Genomic DNA, 18,886 nt, shown 5'->3' on the forward strand with positions numbered 1-18,886 from the left:
ATTGTCTCGATGACCTCGAAGGAACTGTCAAAAGGCAAATCTTTTCAAAATAGAGCTACAGGATGGAAGTATAGCGTGTGGGCACGCTATCTTCTGTTTTTGTTTCTGGTGATCCTTTTCTACGTGAGTCTTGCTTCCAAACTGCTACCTGAGCGGTATGATATTCAGGAAGGCACACGAAGTGAAGTGAATATTGCTGCGCCCATGCAGATTCCCAATACCAAGGCTACACTGAAAGCGCAAGAAGAAGCCGCTGAACGTGTGCAGCCGATGTTTCAGATCGTGCAGATGCGGAACGAAAATCTGATGACCACGCTGCTCGATCGTATTGATCGATTGAATCAGGATGATCAGATTTCCAGTCAGGACAAGATCGACATCTATCGTGATGAAATACCGCAGCGCCAGAAAGACTTTGTGTCCAATTTTATCAACAACAACCGGAAAGCGGGTACATACTCCGAAACTCTTTTGGAAGAGATCAGAAATGTGGTACAGGAGCAAAGCTACCGTATCCCGGAAGAAACATATATCAAAATTTCACGTCTGACTTCGGATGATATTCAGGAGATGAAGGCCGTTGCCCGGGATATCGTCTCCAGATTAATGACCGACCAGATTAGCGAGGCTACAACAGCTCGTGCCAAAGTGGCCGAGATGGTGAGTGTTAGCTCCCTTAGCAAACGTACACAGCGTGAGGTTGTACAGGAGCTTGCGCGTCTTGTAGTAACGTCGAACCGCTTCTACGATGAAGAGGGTACAAAAGAAGCTAAAGTGCAGGCGCGTGAGAACACTCAAACGGTCTTTATCAAGCAAGGTGATACGCTCGTTGCCAAGGGTGAGATGATCACCCCGGAGATGTACACTCTTTTGGGCGAGAACGATTTGCTGAAAAACGAAGTAAACTATTGGCCTCAGCTTGGATTGCTTATTCTGTCCTGTCTGTTGTCGGCAGCGATTCTCATGTATATTCAGCAATTCAGCGGAACGCATTTCAAGTATAACAATGCTCAGCTGCTGATGCTTGTTCTCATATTTATTATCACCATTGTGGTTATGCACGTCACAGCGATACTCCAGACCAGTGAGAATTCATATGTAGGCTTTCTTGCCCCTGTTGCCGTAGGCGCAATGTTAATTGCATTACTGCTGGATACATCACTTGCATTTGTATGTTCGATTATTATCGGCATGCTGTCGAGCATTATTTTGAATACACATCAGGGTCAGATTTTTGACTTTGAACTTGGTTTCTTCGCGGTGTTGGTATCGTTTGTTGCGATCTTTGCCACCCATCGGGCAAGTCAGCGGTCTACGATTCTGAAAGGCGCCATTATGGTCTGTCTGTTCGGGTCAATCGCGGTCTTCACGCTGGCTCTGATTGACTCAAGTGACTGGAACCGGACGACAACGCTGTATGGCATTGGATTTGCGTTTGCTGGAGGCGTACTGACCGCCATATTAGTCATTGGGCTGATGCCGTTTTTCGAAACCTCGTTTGGCATCTTGTCTGCCCTGAAACTGGTGGAATTGTCTAATCCCAATCATCCGCTATTGCGCAAACTGCTAACAGAGACACCCGGCACATATCATCACAGTGTGATGGTCGGAAACCTGTCAGAGGCTGCAGCGGAGGCAATTGGTGCCAACGGCTTGTTATGTCGGGTCGGCTCGTATTACCATGATATTGGCAAGACCAAAAGACCCATTTATTTTATTGAAAATCAAAATAATATGGAAAATCCGCATGATTCGATTGATCCCAAGCTGAGCAAGTCCATCATCGTTGCTCACGCACGGGATGGTGTGGAGATGCAGAAGGACTATAAGCTGCCAAGGCCTATTCGAGACATTGCCGAGCAGCATCATGGTACAACCTTCCTGCATTACTTCTATCACAAAGCGCTGCGTCAGGCCGAGGAAGCTGGGGTGGAACCTGATTTCACGGAAGATGATTTCCGTTATCCGGGTCCCAAGGCCCAGTCCAAGGAGTCGGCAATTGTTGGTATTGCTGACAGCGTGGAAGCTGCAGTTCGTTCCTTGCGTAAGCCTACCGTGGAACAAGTGGAATCCATGATCGAAAAAATAATTAAAGGTCGTTTGGACGATCATCAGTTTAACGACTGTGATCTGACGATGCGCGAACTGGACATCGTTGCCAAAACCCTTAAGGAAACCGTCATGGGTATATTCCACTCCAGGATTGAATATCCGGAGGAAATGAAGAAACCGAAGCCAACATCGCCTGAGGCGGGTTGATTCGCTAATATGAGAAGACAGGAGTATGAAAGAATGAGTCTTAACCTAGCATGGAATAATGAACAACAGGACAAAGAAATTAGCGAACCGATGATTGCAATGCTGGAGCAACTGCTGAACCTTGCCGGAGAAGCAGAAGGTGTTGCGGACGGGGAAGTGGCTCTGACTTTTGTAGATGATGAACAGATCCATGAGTTGAACCGTGACTATCGCGGCATTGATCGTCCAACGGATGTATTGTCTTTTGCAATGAATGAGACTGTGGATGAGGAACTGGATATTATCTACGAACTGGACGAGGATGAAGAAATGGAAGAAATGCCGGATGTTCTGGGGATATTATTATTTCGGTTCCACGGACCATCCTGCAGAGTGAAGAATATGGGCATTCATTTGAACGTGAGCTCGGCTTCCTGTTTGTTCATGGATTCTTGCACCTGCTTGGATATGATCATCAGGATGAGGCCAGTGAAGCCGAAATGATGGGCAAACAGGAAGCGGTACTCGCTCAAGCCGGGTTGACACGATAATGAAAAGGCGCTCCTGGGGGATGGTATTCCGCAATGCTGCGGAAGGAATCGTATACGGGCTGCGGACTCAAAGGAATGTAAGAGTTCATACAGGAGTCGCCATTTTGATGTGTGCAGCCGGATTTTTTTTCGGGATTTCAAGAACAGACTGGATGTTTGTACTGACAGCCGTATTTCTGGTTCTTGTGACGGAGTTGATGAATACAGCAGTGGAAGCTGCTGTAGATCTGGCGCATCCGCATATACATCCGCTGGCAAAAGCGGCGAAGGACACCGCGGCCGGTGCAGTTTTGCTGGCTGCGGTGTTCGCCGTCATCATCGGGTGTATCGTTTTCATCAAGCCAGTGATGAGCTGGCTGGGATTGCTTTGATTGGATTTTAATATTACACACTAATTGTAAAGTTGGACTCATTTTTTAAGTTAAACTTCTGGTTTGCACAATAACGGAGAGGTCAGAAATAACCTGTAGAAGCGAAGCGTTCGCCTTTATCACCGGATTTTCACTTTGGAAAAGGGAATCAATAAAATCCGGGGATAACAGCGATCGTAAGGTTGTTCTGGCAGCGAAGAGGCCAGTGCAAATTTTTTAAGTTGAACTTAACTCATTGAGTGAAACTTTATATACACCCCAAAGGGAGAGATTGATTATGGATAATGGTTTGCTGATGCAAGAAGCGATTAAGGCACGTACAAAAGCGTATACCCCTTATTCTCATTTTGGAGTAGGCGCAGCTTTGCTTGACAGCGAGGGACATGTGCATCATGGTTGTAATATTGAGAATGCTGCTTATACGCCAGGCAACTGTGCTGAGCGTACAGCTATGTTCAGTGCAATTGCAGGAGGCAAGCAACCACGCAGCTTTAAAGCTATTGCAATTGTAGGAGATACGGACGGTCCAATTGCTCCGTGCGGTGTATGTCGTCAAGTGATGTACGAACTGTGTGATCCGGATATGAAGGTCATTCTGGGTAACATGAAGGGTGATCTGCAGGAGACTACAGTTGCCGAACTATTGCCATGGGCCTTTGGGCCATCTGATCTGAACTCTGCTAAAAAGTAAAAACCAATACATTCCAGGCCTAGGCGCCTGAGGAGGAACATATGAAAAAACAAGCATACAAATCCGGTTTTGTAGCCATTATCGGTCGTCCCAATGTAGGTAAATCCACGCTGATGAACCAAGTCATTGGACAGAAAATCGCCATTATGTCGGACAAGCCGCAAACGACGCGTAATAAGATCCATGGCGTATACACATCGGAACAACAACAAATCGTTTTCCTGGATACACCAGGGATTCACAAACGTCAATCCAAGCTGGGCGATTACATGAACCAGACTGCTTTGAACACACTCGGAGAAGTCGAAGCTGCTCTGTTCCTGATTGATGCTTCGGAAGGTATGGGCGGTGGTGACCGTTATATTGCAGAACAATTGAAAAATGTGCGAACGCCTGTCATTCTGGTCATGAACAAAATTGATAAAATTGAGCCGGAAGCACTGCTTCCGCTGATTGAGGCATATCGGAAGCTGCACAATTTTGCCGAAATCGTTCCGGTATCTGCCATGCTTGGCAGCAATGTAAGTACCTTGCTGGAGCAGCTCGGTAAATATTTGCCGGAAGGCCCTCAGTACTATCCTGATGATCAGGTTACGGACCATCCGGAGCAGTTTGTTTGCGCCGAGTTGATTCGGGAGAAATTCTTCAGATGACGCGTGAAGAAGTGCCACACTCCATTGCAGTAACAATTGAGGATATGAAAGTACAGGATAACGGGGTTGTTTATATTTCAGCCGTTATTTTTGTGGAGCGTGATTCACAAAAAGGAATCATTATCGGGAAACAGGGTGCCTTGCTTAAAGAAGTGGGAAAACGTGCTCGCCAGGATATTCAAAATCTGCTCGGTTCCAAAATCTTTATGGACCTGTGGGTTAAAGTGAAGAAGGACTGGAGAAACCAGGAGCGTGTGCTGCGAGATCTTGGCTTTGGTCGCGAATAATAAATTCAGTATCCAGTAATTGCAACACATAGTTTACCTTGCAAGACTCCATCCTATCTGGTAGAAGCAAATGTCATTTTCGAAGAGAGGATGAAATTCCGATGCGAGATTTTTCGTGGAAGGTTTTTGCGATGACGGGGGATGTGGAGTCCTATCTGTTGTATACCGAGGCATGCAGCTCGTTGGGACAGGAGTCGGAACCTGCAAGGGAAGTGATTGAAGATGAAGAAGCCGAAGGTTAATTGGCTGATTCGGGAATGGTTAGGTGACGAGGCATGCTATACAGGGTGGAAGGGATTGTCATCCGCAGCATGGACTACGGCGAGGGGAACAAAATTATTACGCTTTGCACCGAAAGCGGCGGGAAAGTAGGGGTACTCGTCCGCGGTGCCAAAAAGCCCAAAAGCCGACATGCTGCACTGGTGCAGCCATTTACGTACGGTCAATATGTTTATTTTCGCAACACCGGACTGGGAACGCTAAACGCAGGAGAAATCATTGAATCATATCATGAGTTGCGTGAAGATTTGGTTAAGGCTTCCTATGCATCTTATGCTTGTGAACTGCTGGATCGTGTATTGCAGGATGAAGAGACAGGAACGTTCTGGTTTAAACAACTGAAAGCCTGTCTCCAGGCGTTGAAGGAAGAGAAAGATCCGGTTGTCATTACCAGCCTGTATGAAATGAAAATACTGCAGGCAGCCGGGTACGGTCCTCAGCTGGATGATTGCATATCTTGCGGTCAAGAGCGACCGGATGAGCAATTATTTGTTAGTCCAAGGCTTGGTGGAGTCCTGTGTCGTGCCTGCAAGCACTTTGATCCTCCGGCACTGTCTGTGAGTCCGAAAGCGTTGAAGTTGTTGCGTTTGTTTGCACAGCTGGATCTGCAACGACTCGGTAATATATCGGTAAGTGAAGGCACGCGGGATGAGATCAAAAAGATTATGCGGGCCTTTATGGATCATCAGCTTGGCTTGAATCTGAAATCCCGTTCTTTTCTTGATCAAATGGAAAAGTACGGGATTTGAGTCGTCCTATTATGAAATAAGTAATATATCTTGACTTCGTACTTATTTTTATATATTATGAACTATAATTTCTCTTTTGGAGACATGCATTGAACGAGAAAGTAGGAGACTTGATTTATTATATTCAAGAAGAGGTTGATTGACCTAATCTTGTGTGAGCGAGCCGGGGATGGTGGGAGCCGGGTTGAATCGGTCTGTGAAATGGCACTCGGGAGCATGAATGGACACGGAAAAGTGGGCTTGTTTGAACAGGATCTTCTGTTTATATCCAAGCCAAGTAGGGTGGAACCGCGGGAATAGCTCTCGTCCCTATGTCTGTATAACAGGCGTAGGACGAGGGCTTTTTATTGTCTGTACCGTTCTAGGCTTGTTTATCACAAACCATCGAAAAGGAGCATGATTATGAATTTTCAGCAGATGATTCTCACGCTGCAACAATTCTGGGCCGAGCACAACTGTATTATTGTTCAGCCATATGATACGGAAAAGGGGCAGGTACGATGAACCCGATGACCTTTTTGCGTTCGCTTGGACCCGAGCCTTGGAAAGTAGCTTATGTAGAGCCGTCCCGCCGTCCTTCGGATGGTCGTTATGGAGAAAATCCAAACCGTCTCTATCAGCATCATCAATTCCAGGTTATTATCAAGCCTTCTCCGGACAATATTCAGGAAATTTACCTGGAAAGTCTGAAACAATTGGGCATTGATCCGCTCAAACACGATATTCGGTTTGTTGAAGACAACTGGGAGAACCCTTCCCTCGGCTGTGCCGGTCTTGGCTGGGAAGTATGGCTAGACGGTATGGAAATCACCCAATTTACGTATTTCCAACAAGTCGGCGGGATTGAGACAAATCCGGTAGCGGTTGAAATTACGTATGGCATGGAGCGTCTTGCTTCATACATTCAGGAAAAAGAAAATGTGTTTGAACTGGAATGGGTAGACGGGATTACATATGGTGATGTGTTCCGTCAGCCTGAATTCGAACACTCCAAATATACGTTTGAAGTATCTGATGTCAAAATGTTGTTTACACTCTTCAACATGCATGAAGAGGAAGCAAACAAAGCTATGGCACAGAATCTGGTTTTCCCGGCATATGACTATGTTTTGAAATGTTCACATACGTTCAACCTTCTGGATGCGCGCGGAGCAATCAGTGTAACGGAGCGTACCGGGTACATCACCCGTGTCCGTAATCTGGCTCGTCAAGTGGCTGCAACATATGTGGAAGAGCGTGAGAAGCTCGGCTTCCCGCTGATCAAGAAAGGGGGAGCTGAGCATGTCTAAGGATCTGTTGTTTGAAATTGGTCTGGAGGAAGTGCCTGCACGCTTCATGCGAGCAGCAATTGAACAGCTGCAGGATCGTGTCGTGAAATGGCTGGATGCCTCCCGTATTGCTTATGGTGAAGTGAATGCCTATGCCACACCGCGCCGACTGGCTGTTTTGATCAAGGATGTTGCCGAGAAGCAGGAAGACGTGGAGGAAGAGGTAAAAGGACCTTCACGTAAAATAGCATTAGACGATAGTGGTAACTGGAGCAAAGCTGCACTCGGATTTGCCCGTAGTCAGGGTGTTGAACCGGACCAGTTCACATTCAAGGAACTAAGCGGCGTGGAATATATCTATGCGACCAAGAGCAGCAAAGGCGTAGAAACATCCTCTGTAATCGGTCAGGGTTTGCTGGCTATCCTGCATGCTATGACGTTCCCGAAATTCATGCGATGGGCTTCGTATGATTTCAAATTTGTACGTCCGATTCGCTGGATTGTTGCTCTGCTCGGCAGTGATGTGATTGAGTTGGAAGTTGCAGGAGTGAAGTCTGGCAATGTAACACGTGGACATCGTTTTCTCGGAAAAGAGGCGGTCATAACGGACCCCGCTTCGTATGTAGAAGTGCTGCGCTCCGAGCATGTCATTGCAGATATTAAAGAACGTGAACAGATGATTGTGTCCCAGATCCAGGCACTGGCTGCCGAGAAGAAATGGGACATTGCGATCAAGGAAGATTTGCTGGAAGAGGTCTTGTTCCTGGTGGAGACACCAACGGTGCTGTTTGGAACATTCGAGTCTTCATTTTTGAATATTCCACAAGAGGTATTGATCACTTCGATGCGCGAGCATCAACGTTATTTCCCGGTGCTTGATAATGATGGCCAATTGTTACCATACTTCGTTACGGTTCGTAACGGCGGCAGCGATTCACTGGATGTCATTGCAAAAGGAAACGAAAAGGTACTACGTGCGCGTCTGTCAGATGCCAAGTTCTTCTATGAGGAAGACCAGAAGCTGGAGATCAAGGACGCATTATCGAAGCTGGAGAGCATTGTCTTCCAGGAAGAGCTGGGCACGGTTGGAGATAAAGTACGCCGTATTCGCAAAATTGCGGATGGTCTGGCTAACAAGCTGCAAGTACCAGCTGATGTAGCTGAAGCGGTGAGTCGTTCTGCGGATATTTGCAAATTCGATCTTGTTACACTTATGGTGGGAGAATTCCCTGAACTGCAAGGTGTGATGGGTGAGGATTATGCTCGTAAAGCTGGTGAAAAAGAAGAAGTGGCCAAAGCGGTATTTGAGCATTATCAGCCACGTTTCGCCGGAGATCAATCTCCTGCTTCGCTCGTTGGTGCCATTGTCAGTGCTGCGGATAAAATGGATACGATCGTAGGCTGCTTCTCGATCAATATCATTCCAACTGGATCTCAGGACCCTTATGCGCTGCGTCGTCAGGCAGCAGGTATTGTTCAAATTTTGCTGGATCACAATCTTCCACTGACACTGTCCGACGTGTTCGGCGTTGCACTTCAAGTGCATGCCCAGATGAACTTGTTGAAACGTGCGGATGAAGAGGTACGTAAAGATTTACAGGACTTCTTCGGTCTTCGTGTGAAGAAACTGTTGTCCGAAACGGTTCGTTATGATGTGGTTGATGCAGTAATTTCTTCCGGATTTGATGATATCAGCGCGGTAGTTCCAAAAGGTGAAGCCCTTATGGCAGCTGTTCAAACGGGAGATGCTTTCAAAACTACCGTTGAATCTTTCAACCGTGTCGGTAATCTGGCTGCCAAAGCATCCAATGCTTCGGTACATGCAGAACTCTTCACAGAAGAAGGAGAGCGTCAGTTGCATGAGGCTTGGAGTAAAACCAAGGAAGAATATCGACAGGTATTGTCTCAGCATGCAGCAGCTGAAGCACTCGCGATTGCATCGGCTTGGAAGGAAGCTATCACCGTATTCTTTGATTCAGTTATGGTTATGGCTGAAGACGAAGCTGTGCGGGCGAATCGTCTGGCACTGCTTGCAGCGATTGACCGTGATCTGAAAGCTTTTGCTGATTTCTCCAAACTGGTCTGGTAATCGGGTCCGTTTTTGCTCCGGGAGCACAGATCTGAGACAAAGCACAAATTCAGTATTAAAGAAGGATATATGAGGGTATAAATATACGGAACGGATTGTGAGAAATTTATATTTACAGCCGTTCCGTATTTTAGCCTTTGATTTCCATAGACTGGTCAGAAGGATTTTGGCTGGCTGGGTCGTATATTACAATATGCAGCTATTTTATGAAACCGGGTGGTCTGGGTTTGAGTGAGTTGAATGTACGCCACATTGTTGTGGATGGTGATGCTTGCCCGGTCAAGGCCGAGATCGCAGAAACAGCACGCCAATTCAAAGTTCCTGTACTGATGGTTTCTTCATTTGATCATTTTCTTCAGGGCGGAGAGGGAGTGCGCACCGTTCAAGTAGATCGAAGTGATCAGAGTGCAGACTTGTACATTGCCAATCACATCAAGCCATACGATGTGGTCATTACACAGGATTATGGACTGGCGGCGCTCGCACTTGGCAAACGGTGTTATGTTTTATCATTTCGTGGTCGTGAGTTTAATGATCGTGACATTGATTTCATGCTGGATTCCCGTCATACTGCGGCCAAAGCACGTAAAAGAGGGCATTATGGAAAAGGCCCAAAGCCTTTCACAGAGCAGGATCGGGAAATTTTTCAACATAAACTGACAAAACTTTTGAAAGATTTGCAGGAGAATGTGTAAGTTTATCGAATAATATTTACGTGTTAAGAGATGAAGGTGGATCAAGATGAGTACCGGACAAGGCGGTATACCCGAAAGCATTATTGAATCGGTGTTACAGCAGCATGATATCGTCGATACGGTGAGCCGATTTGTACATCTGACCAAACAGGGGAAATATATGAAAGGCCTCTGTCCTTTTCATTCTGAGAAGACGCCTTCGTTTACAGTTACACCTGAGAAACAAATTTTCTATTGCTACGGTTGCGGCACGGGTGGAAATGCCATCAAATTCAGGATGGAAATCGAAGGGTTATCCTTTCCCGAGGCTGTCAAGACGATGGCAGAAGAAAGTCACATCTCAATGGGGACTGGCAAGGGCGTGAATCGGCTCATGTTAATCCAGAGACTGAACGTTTATTGGAAGCCTATGAGCTTACCGCGAAGCTGTATCATTTCTTATTGAAAAATACAGAGCACGGTAAAGTGGCTATGGAATATTTACGCTCACGCGGGTTTAGCGACAAGCTGATTGACCAGTTCCAGATAGGCTATGCGCCGAATCGCTGGGATACCTTGGTACAATTTCTGGAAAAGCGCGAATTTCCGCTTGAAGAGATGGAGAAGGGCGGCTTACTGTCGCCGCGAAACGAAGGTCAGGGATATGTGGACCGTTTCCGAGACAGAGTCATGTTTCCGATTAATGGCCGGAGCGGAAAGCCGATTGCATTTGCAGGTCGCATTTTGGGAGACGGGCAACCGAAGTATCTAAATTCACCGGAAACCCGGTTATTTAACAAAAGCCGTGTTCTCTACAATCTGCATCATGCCAAAAATGCAATTCGCAAACAAAGGCAGGCCATATTGTTCGAAGGGTATGGCGATGTTATCTCCGCTTGGGATCAGGATATCCAAAATGGTGTAGCGGCAATGGGTACTGCGCTCACTGAGAATCAGGCACTGATGCTTAAGGGCATGTGTGATGAAGTCATTGTATGTTATGACGGCGATCGAGCGGGACAGGCTGCGGCTCTCAAAAACTTTCCTATTCTTGAGGAAGCGGGGTTGCAGGTCAAAATTGCTCTAATACCGGATGGACTCGACCCGGATGATTTTATCCGCAAGCATGGTGGCGAGCGGTTCCGAAACCAGATTGTGGACGGCGCCGTAACGACTACAAAATTTAAGCTTATAAACCTTAAAAAAAACCATATACTGCTAGAAGGCGGCGGACAGATCGCTTATTCCAAGGAAGCGGTGAAACTTATTGCTCCTTTGTCTTCTCCTACAGAACGGGAAGTATATCTTCGGGAACTGGCTGCGGAAGTGGACGTATCATTTGAAACACTGAAGCAGGAGTGTAATGAAGAACGGGAGGCCATGAAAAATAACCTCCAGTATGGGGATAATAACCCGAAAAGGTGGAATAATGGTAGGCAACAAAATAGGCAGGTGCCTACACCCAATCTGTTGCCGGCTTACCACGCTGCTGAACGCAAACTGCTCGCCTGGATGCTTCAGGATGAAGAGGCTGCCCAGTACGTGAATGAGCATCTTGGTGAAGCTTTTAACTTGGATGATCATGCAGCTATTGCTGCTTATCTATATGCCTATTATGCGCAAGGCAAACCGTCGGATACAAGCCGTTTTATGTCTTCACTGCATGACGACCGACTGGAAAAAACAGTTAGTTCAATCTCGATGATGGATGGTCCAGGTGAATGGAGTGTTCAAATGCTCGATGATTGCATCAGGGAAGTGCTGAAATATCCGCGTAAGAAAGAGTACGATCTGAAAAAGAAGAAATGATTGCTGCAGAGCGGGCAGGTGATTCTGTACGCGCGGCACAAATTGCAATTGAAATGATTGCCCTAGAGAGACAGTGAACGTCTGAATGTTGGATGTTTCTAGGGAGGAGGGAGTCGAGTTATGGCGAATGATCAGCATACTGAACTAGAAACAGAATTGACGCTGGATCAGGTTAAGGATCAATTGATTGAATCAGGTAAGAAAAGAGCTTCGTTGAACTACAAAGAAATTATAGAGAAACTCTCCCCGTTTGAGCAAGACGCTGAGCAGATGGATGAGTTTTATGAACAACTGAGCGACCTGGGTATTGATGTAGTGAACGAAAATGATGAAGAGGTAACCCTTCGCCCTAGTGAAGATTCCGAGAACAACACCAGAGAGGGAGACGATGAATTCCACTTTGATGATGATCTGAGCCTTCCACCAGGAATCAAAATCAACGACCCTGTTCGTATGTATCTCAAAGAAATTGGTCGTGTACCTTTGTTGTCTGCGGATGACGAAGTAGAACTGGCTAAACGGATTGAAAACGGGGATGAAGAAGCGAAACGTCGTTTGGCTGAAGCTAACCTTCGTCTCGTGGTCAGTATCGCGAAGCGTTATGTTGGACGTGGAATGCTGTTCCTGGATCTGATTCAGGAAGGTAACATGGGTCTGATCAAAGCGGTTGAGAAGTTCGACCACAAAAAGGGTTATAAATTCAGTACGTATGCAACATGGTGGATTCGCCAAGCGATCACCCGTGCGATTGCGGACCAGGCGCGTACCATTCGTATCCCTGTGCATATGGTGGAGACGATTAATAAGCTGATCCGGGTATCCCGTCAGCTGTTGCAGGAACTTGGGCGTGAACCGACACCAGAAGAAATCGCTGCGGAGATGGATCTGAGTGTGGAAAAAGTTCGTGAGATTACGAAGATTGCTCAGGAACCGGTTTCCCTGGAAACACCGATTGGTGAGGAAGATGATTCCCATCTGGGCGATTTCATCGAGGATCAGGAGGCACTGGCTCCGGCGGATGCTGCTGCTTATGAATTGCTGAAAGAACAGCTCGAAGATGTCCTGGATACATTGACTGAGCGTGAAGAGAACGTACTTCGTCTGCGTTTCGGTCTGGACGATGGACGTACAAGAACGCTGGAAGAAGTGGGCAAAGTATTTGGTGTTACGCGTGAGCGTATTCGTCAAATTGAGGCCAAGGCTCTTCGTAAATTGCGTCACCCTAGCCGTAGTAAACGGCTTAAGGATTTCCTCGAATAACATCACTATTGGAGACTTTCCGCAAGACGCTTTAGCGGCGGCGGGGTCTCCTTTATTTTTAAATTGAACATCTAAATTTCTTGGTTTTGGTAATTCATCCTTGAAATGTTTTATTGGATTTCATTTTATCGCTTTTCGTTGTTCAATGCAAATCAATAAATTAAATGAATGGTGTAGGTGCTTCATGAAACTTTCGAATCGATTACAGCGAATACATGATCAAATTCCCGAAGGCAGCCGCTTGGCTGACATTGGCTCGGACCACGCTTTGCTTCCAGTAGCTGCAGTACGCAGCGGAAAAGCAGCAAGTGCAGTAGCCGGTGAAGTGAACCCTGGCCCTTATGAAGCTGCACGTAAGCAAGTCAGCGATGCAGGTCTGAAGGAACGTATTATAGTACGGCGTGGGGATGGATTGGATGTCATCTCTGCAGGAGAAGTGGATGTTGTGACCATTGCCGGGATGGGAGGGGCACTAATTGCCTCCATTCTGGATCGTGGTCTCTCTAAACTTGATGAGGTCAAGCTTCTTATTTTGCAGCCTAATGTGGGTGAAGATATTCTCAGACGTTGGTTGCTCGAGCATCACTGGGTGGTGGTTGCAGAACAACTGCTTGAGGAAGATGGCAAAGTGTACGAAATCATTACAGCAATGCCGCAAGAACTCAGTCCGATCGCCAATGAGGAAGTGTATCGCGCACGTCCCCTTGAAGGCGGGGTAGAATTGACATCAGATCTGCTGCTTCGCATGGGGCCTTATTTAACAGACCGTCCAACGGATGTGTTTTTTGCCAAATGGGAGAGCGAAATTGTCAAGCTGCAAAGCGTTGTTCAGTCCATTTCCAAATCCGATCAGGAGTCTTCCCGGGAGAAGGCGGCAGAGGTAGAGCAGCTAATTGTGAACTTGAAGGAGGTACTCTCATGTTTGCGAAAGGTCAAACGGTAATTCAAATGATGGAGCAGCTTGCTCCCAAACATCTGGCCGTGCCGGACGATCGAATTGGTCTTCAGCTTGGCAGTTTGCAAAAGGAAATTACACACGTGCTTATCGCGCTTGATGTTACGAACGAAGTTGTTGACGAGGCGATTTGCATTGGGGCCAATTTAATTATTGCGCACCATGCTATCATTTTCCGTCCGGTCAAATCGTTGAGCACCGACACTCCCATGGGGAAATTGTATGAAAAGCTGATCAAGCATGATATTGCGGTATACATTAGTCACACCAATCTGGATGTGGCTGAGGGCGGCATGAATGACTGGATGGCCGAGGCCATTGGAATAGAGAGCAAGGAGTCACTTGAGGATGTACATACAGATCATTTGTACAAACTGGCTGTATTTGTACCCCGTACTCATCATGAGCAGGTGCTCCAGGCCATTCTCGAAGCTGGGGCTGGCAGTATTGGTCAGTACAATAAATGCAGCTTCAATACGGAAGGCATAGGCACTTTTGTCCCGGGAGAGGGGACACAGCCTTTCATCGGTACAGAGGGACAGATGGAGCGTGTAGAAGAAATACGGATTGAGACGATCGTACCGCAGAGTTTGCGCAGCAAGGTTGTTCAAGCGATGCTTAAGGCTCATCCGTATGAGGAAGTGGCCTATGACCTGTATGCAATGGATTTAAAAGGCCGTACGCTGGGCCTGGGGCGCTTGGGACCACTCAAACTACCAAAGACACTCGGTGAGCTGGTGGAGGTCGTGAAGGCCCAACTGGATGTGCCTTACGTCCGGGTAGTAGGCGATCTTACTCGGCAAATCAAAAAAGCAGCAGTGCTTGGCGGTTCAGGTAGCCGTTATACCCTTCCTGCACGATTTAAAGGTGCTGATGTCATCGTGACTGGAGACATTGATTACCATACGGCTCACGATGCGTTGATGGCGGGTATGTGTATCATCGACGTCGGGCATAATGCCGAGAAAATCATGAAACCCAAAACGGCGGACTGGCTGCGTTCACGTTTGGAAGACAAACGTTATGAGACGAAAGTAACTGCATCAGAGGTAAACACGGAAGTATTCCAGTTTATCTAAAAGCTCTGGGGTTCATTGCTTCCAGTAAGATTAAGCTTGTTTGTAAACTCAAATGCCTGTATACTATGTAATGTTGTTCGGAAAGCTTGACAGACAATCGCTGGTGGCCTTCGTTGCCACGAGAGGAAAGTCCGGGCTCCACAGGGCAGGATGCTGGATAACGTCCAGTCAGCGCGAGTTGAAGGATAGTGCCACAGAAATGGACCGCCGATGGCCGGATTTTCCGGCACAGGCAAGGATGGAACCGAGGTGTAAGAGACCCCGAGGAACGCTGGTGACTTCGTTCCTGGTAAACCCCATCTGGAGCAAGACCTAATGGGACACAGTCGACTCTTCGGAGAAGACAGCCTTAGCCCGAGGTGTGTCTAGGTTGGTCGCTTGAGCTGTGCAGCAATGTATGGCCTAGATAGATGATTGTCGCTTGTGGTGGGAGGGTAGTTCCCGTCTGAACCACGAAGAGCACAGAACCCGGCTTACGGTAAGCTTTCCTAACTACAACACAACAGTAATAAGTACAGTCCACTATCAGTCAAGGGCAAACAGAACGATTGTACCTGATGTGCCTGACTGATCAGAAGGACGCCATTACATTTCAAAAGACTTCTTCCTGCTCTTGCAGGTCATATAAATAAGGCGTCAGACTTCGAGCTTTCTCGGGTCTGACGCCTTATTTTTGTTGTTAGTTTGTGCGGAATGAAAAATGGTTTCTAATGATACAGTGGATGACAGTTTGTTACAGTGTAACTACACTGTCCGACTGTAATGATGCATGCCAGCGTTGAATGGCGCGATCCATACGCTCTACAGCCTCAGGAAGCAGATCTGGATCGGTATGGGTGAAGTTAATCCGCATACGGTTGAGCTCCGGTGTACCTGCATAGAAGGAATCTCCAGGTACGATGCATACTTTCTCTTGAATTCCATAAGTGAACAGATTGCTGGCCAGCATGCCCTCAGGCAGTTGCAGCCATAGGAACATACCGCCTTGTGGTGAATTCCAGGAAATACCTTCCCACGCTTTTGCTGCCATTAGAGTGGTCATTTTTTTCATCCGTTGTTCATAATCCTGTGAGATATTGCGAATATGCCCGTCCAGATCGAAAGACTCCAGTAGCGCATGAAGTGCTCTCTGGTCAATGCTGCTGGAATGCAAATCTGCACCCTGTTTGGCGCGGGCGGCTATTTTGATAACATCCGGAGCAGCCAGTATCCAGCCAGTGCGGAGGCCTGGAGCTACTGTTTTGGAGAATGTGCTGGTGTAGATGACATTGGACGGTCCCTCGTAGGATGCTGCATCCAGCTGCGCCAGCGCAGGGGCATCCAGTTGTTCCGGTTTAAAACGTATTTCACCATAGGGGTCGTCTTCCAGGATCAATACCCCATATTTCCGGCACAGGTCCACGGCTTGTTGCCGTCTCGCTCGAGACCATACTTTGCCCGACGGGTTAGAGAACGTAGGATTGATGTAGACGAGCTTGGGACGATGCAATTGCAGCTGTTCTTCCAGTGATTCAGGCAACATTCCGTCATCATCACAAGCAACACCTTGCGCTTCAGCCTGATAGGAATGAATGACTTGAAGCGCAGCCAGATAGGTTGGTGATTCAACTAGTACGCTGTCGCCTGGATCAAGCAAAATTCGGCATACCAGGTCAATGGATTGCTGGGATCCGGTAGTCAGAATCATATGATCAGGTGAAGCCGGAATGCCTTTGGATTCAAGACGTTCAGCAATTTTGGCACGTAATGGTCGGAAACCTTCCGTCTCTGCATATTGAAGAGCCGCTGAACCGCCCATAAATACTTTTTCGTATGCGTCACGGATAGCTTCAAGCGGGAACGATGTTTGAGCAGGTAAACCTCCGGCAAGCGAAATCATTCCAGGCGCCTGTGCAGCCTGTAACATGTCGCGAACGACAGAGGACGGGGTGTTTTGTGCCATTTTGGACCAAGGGATATTCATATTATTCTCATCTCCTGTTATTCACTGTTATACTGATATTATAAACTATAATAGACGGAATGCAGTATAACAGTAAAATGCTGATCATAACAGTTGGGAGGTGCATGTGTGCATATTGAATTAAAGCGGGGAAGCAGCACTAAATTGTATGTTCAGATTGCACTCACCCTTGCGGACCGAATAAGGTCTGGATTAATCGAGCCTGGTACCCGTTTGCCATCGGTTCGTAAAATGACCACAGATCTGGGCGTCAGTCTGGTCACCGTGTCCAAAGCCTATGCAGAGCTTGAAGCCATACAGCTGATTACCTGTTCCCAAGGGAAGGGGTGTTATGTACGGGGGACGCAGGAGTTGGAGAAAACAGAAGATATGGAGAGGACACACCGTACTCAAGCAAAGAATGAATCCAGCACGCCATGGAACTGGCAGATGGCTCTTGTGGATTATTTGCCCCGGGCTCAGCTATGGAGACATTTTGATGCATCTCCTCAAGTTAGATATGAGCTGCATATGTCGGCCATTCAGCCTGAATTGTTGCCAACGCGAGAGATTATCGATAGTGCCTACCGACTGTCCTCGGATCATCCGGAGCGAATGGCTACCTACGGGTCCTTTCAGGGGGATCGGGAACTCCGTCAGACGTTCTCCGGGCATTTTGCGGAAAGAGGTCTGCGGGTAATGCCCGAACGGATGCTGATAACGAGCGGTACCCAGCAGGGAATCGATCTTGTGGCGCGTACGTTTGTTGGTCCTGGTGACGTCGTTTACATGGAAGCACCAAGTTATACCGGAGCGATTGATGTGTTTACAAGCAGAGGAGCAAAGATCATTACAGTGCCGATGGATGACGATGGTATGCGTATTGATCTGTTAACCCGGTTATGTGATACATACCCGCCTAAATTAATATATACCATTCCTACGTTTCACAATCCTACAGGCATTACGATGAGCGCCAAACGACGTGCACAACTGCTGAATCTTGCTCAGAGTTATCATTGTCTCATCCTGGAGGATGATCCGTTCGCTGATTTGTATTTCCGTGATCCGCCCCCTGCTTCCATTAAATCCATGGATGGGACGGGCCACGTGATATATATCAAGAGCTTCAGCAAAGTGCTGTCTCCCGGCTGTCGAGTGGCGTGTGCGGTTGCAGACGGAAGTGTACTCACCCGGCTTGTTGCTGCCAAATCCACTGCTGATCTCGGGAGCCCGCTGCTCACGCAGAAAGCATTGCAATCTTTTATTCAACATCAATACAGTGCGTATACAGCCCGTCTGAGGGATGAGTTGTATTCTCGTCTGTGTGCCGCAGCGGATGTGCTGGAGGAACATGGTCCTCCGGGGATGTACTGGACTTTACCTGATGGGGGATTAAACCTGTGGCTGCAATTGCCGGATGGTTTGGATATGCGTGAGCTGCACCGCCAGTCACTTGCTGCAGGTGTTTCCTTTTTGCCGGGTTCTGCCTGTTATGTGGGGGAAACGGATACGGCGAGTCTGCGGATCTGCTTCACGGTTACGAATATGGAACTGTTATGTGAAGGGCTACAGGTGTTATGCAGGGTTATTGAGAACATTACACCGCAGCAGGGTGGGACAACGGCGGACAGGCTCCCGCTTATTTAATTTTCTCGAACACGGACATACATCCAATCCACATTGGACCATGTGCAATACGTTATAGTATCACTTGAAAGGGAGTTGGTTTGAAATGAACCATTTCTGTCCACCGCTTTGTCCGATTGTATGTGACCCGATCCAGGTTGTTGAAGATTACTACATCCCACAAATCGTACCCGTAATTCACCCGATCGAAGTCATCAAAAAACATCACTGTGTGCCAATTCATCATCACATGTATCCTGTCGTGGTCAAGAAGAAGAACCTTGTTTTGTTTCAAGCCATAACGGTAAGAAAAAATCCGTGAAAAAATCAGGCAAATCCCGCACAACTACTCGCAAGCGCTA

The 18,886-nt window shown here is 47.3% G+C and carries 13 protein-coding genes, 1 other RNA gene and 4 pseudogenes; 17 read left to right on the forward strand and 1 reads right to left on the reverse strand.

Annotation, left to right across the window (positions count from 1 at the left end; genetic code table 11):
• Positions 1-9: 9 nt before the first annotated feature.
• The 15 genes and pseudogenes from ACTWJ7_RS12465 to rnpB all read left to right on the forward strand — a co-directional run bounded on the left by ACTWJ7_RS12465 (position 10) and on the right by rnpB (position 15,444).
• On the forward strand, positions 10-2,259 hold the full coding sequence (locus ACTWJ7_RS12465) for an HD family phosphohydrolase (protein WP_079349651.1): 2,250 nt from the start codon (positions 10-12) through the stop codon (positions 2,257-2,259).
• Between the two features lie 33 nt (positions 2,260-2,292).
• Positions 2,293-2,789 (forward strand): annotated as a pseudogene (gene ybeY / locus ACTWJ7_RS12470) (rRNA maturation RNase YbeY).
• Positions 2,789-3,160: a diacylglycerol kinase family protein gene (locus ACTWJ7_RS12475; RefSeq protein ID WP_024628467.1), complete on the forward strand. Its 372-nt coding sequence runs from the start codon at positions 2,789-2,791 to the stop codon at positions 3,158-3,160. The pseudogene ybeY and the gene ACTWJ7_RS12475 overlap by 1 nt, the downstream one beginning before the upstream one ends.
• Positions 3,161-3,437: 277 nt before the next feature.
• Complete coding sequence (locus ACTWJ7_RS12480; protein ID WP_024628466.1) at positions 3,438-3,851, forward strand: cytidine deaminase; 414 nt, start codon at positions 3,438-3,440, stop codon at positions 3,849-3,851.
• 41 nt (positions 3,852-3,892) lie between these two features.
• Positions 3,893-4,791: pseudogene (era, locus tag ACTWJ7_RS12485) on the forward strand (GTPase Era).
• Between the two features lie 101 nt (positions 4,792-4,892).
• The gene (locus ACTWJ7_RS12490; protein WP_079349649.1) at positions 4,893-5,033 is read left to right on the forward strand and encodes a YqzL family protein; all 141 of its coding nucleotides are present in this window, start codon (positions 4,893-4,895) and stop codon (positions 5,031-5,033) included.
• Between the two features lie 33 nt (positions 5,034-5,066).
• The gene (gene recO, locus ACTWJ7_RS12495; protein WP_079349648.1) at positions 5,067-5,819 is read left to right on the forward strand and encodes a DNA repair protein RecO; all 753 of its coding nucleotides are present in this window, start codon (positions 5,067-5,069) and stop codon (positions 5,817-5,819) included.
• A 402-nt stretch (positions 5,820-6,221) separates the two neighbouring features.
• Positions 6,222-7,108 (forward strand): annotated as a pseudogene (gene glyQ / locus ACTWJ7_RS12500) (glycine--tRNA ligase subunit alpha).
• On the forward strand, positions 7,101-9,176 hold the full coding sequence (gene glyS / locus ACTWJ7_RS12505) for a glycine--tRNA ligase subunit beta (protein WP_301877940.1): 2,076 nt from the start codon (positions 7,101-7,103) through the stop codon (positions 9,174-9,176). The pseudogene glyQ and the gene glyS overlap by 8 nt, the downstream one beginning before the upstream one ends.
• A 206-nt stretch (positions 9,177-9,382) precedes the next feature.
• Positions 9,383-9,871 carry a YaiI/YqxD family protein gene (locus tag ACTWJ7_RS12510; RefSeq protein WP_029880647.1) on the forward strand — a complete coding sequence of 163 codons (489 nt, stop codon included), beginning with the start codon at positions 9,383-9,385 and terminating at the stop codon, positions 9,869-9,871.
• A 46-nt stretch (positions 9,872-9,917) separates the two neighbouring features.
• Positions 9,918-11,736 (forward strand): annotated as a pseudogene (dnaG, locus tag ACTWJ7_RS12515) (DNA primase).
• Positions 11,737-11,779: 43 nt separating this feature from the next.
• On the forward strand, positions 11,780-12,919 hold the full coding sequence (gene rpoD, locus ACTWJ7_RS12520) for an RNA polymerase sigma factor RpoD (RefSeq protein ID WP_024628459.1): 1,140 nt from the start codon (positions 11,780-11,782) through the stop codon (positions 12,917-12,919).
• Between the two features lie 184 nt (positions 12,920-13,103).
• Positions 13,104-13,862 carry a tRNA (adenine(22)-N(1))-methyltransferase gene (locus ACTWJ7_RS12525; protein ID WP_079349645.1) on the forward strand — a complete coding sequence of 253 codons (759 nt, stop codon included), beginning with the start codon at positions 13,104-13,106 and terminating at the stop codon, positions 13,860-13,862.
• Positions 13,838-14,953 (forward strand): Nif3-like dinuclear metal center hexameric protein, encoded by a 1,116-nt coding sequence (locus tag ACTWJ7_RS12530; RefSeq protein ID WP_079349644.1) that lies wholly within the window; start codon positions 13,838-13,840, stop codon positions 14,951-14,953. The genes ACTWJ7_RS12525 and ACTWJ7_RS12530 overlap by 25 nt, the downstream gene beginning before the upstream one ends.
• Before the next feature lie 81 nt (positions 14,954-15,034).
• An RNA gene (gene rnpB / locus ACTWJ7_RS12535) (RNase P RNA component class A) lies at positions 15,035-15,444 on the forward strand.
• 242 nt (positions 15,445-15,686) lie between these two features.
• Here rnpB and ACTWJ7_RS12540 read toward each other — a convergent pair.
• Positions 15,687-16,916 (reverse strand): aminotransferase-like domain-containing protein, encoded by a 1,230-nt coding sequence (locus tag ACTWJ7_RS12540; protein ID WP_301877938.1) that lies wholly within the window; start codon positions 16,914-16,916, stop codon positions 15,687-15,689.
• A gap of 108 nt (positions 16,917-17,024) precedes the next feature.
• On the opposite strand from ACTWJ7_RS12540, the gene pdxR reads away from it, so the two are divergent.
• Together pdxR and ACTWJ7_RS12550 are read left to right on the forward strand one after the other, a co-directional pair.
• Entirely contained in the window at positions 17,025-18,545 is a 1,521-nt protein-coding gene (pdxR, locus tag ACTWJ7_RS12545; protein ID WP_301877937.1) for a MocR-like pyridoxine biosynthesis transcription factor PdxR, read from the forward strand.
• An 85-nt stretch (positions 18,546-18,630) separates the two neighbouring features.
• Positions 18,631-18,846: a hypothetical protein gene (locus ACTWJ7_RS12550; RefSeq protein ID WP_443145501.1), complete on the forward strand. Its 216-nt coding sequence runs from the start codon at positions 18,631-18,633 to the stop codon at positions 18,844-18,846.
• Positions 18,847-18,886 lie beyond the last annotated feature (40 nt).

Origin of the sequence: Paenibacillus sp. 1A_MP2 (assembly GCF_052244825.1) — a bacterium.
GTDB classification, from domain to species: domain Bacteria; phylum Bacillota; class Bacilli; order Paenibacillales; family Paenibacillaceae; genus Paenibacillus; species Paenibacillus vandeheii.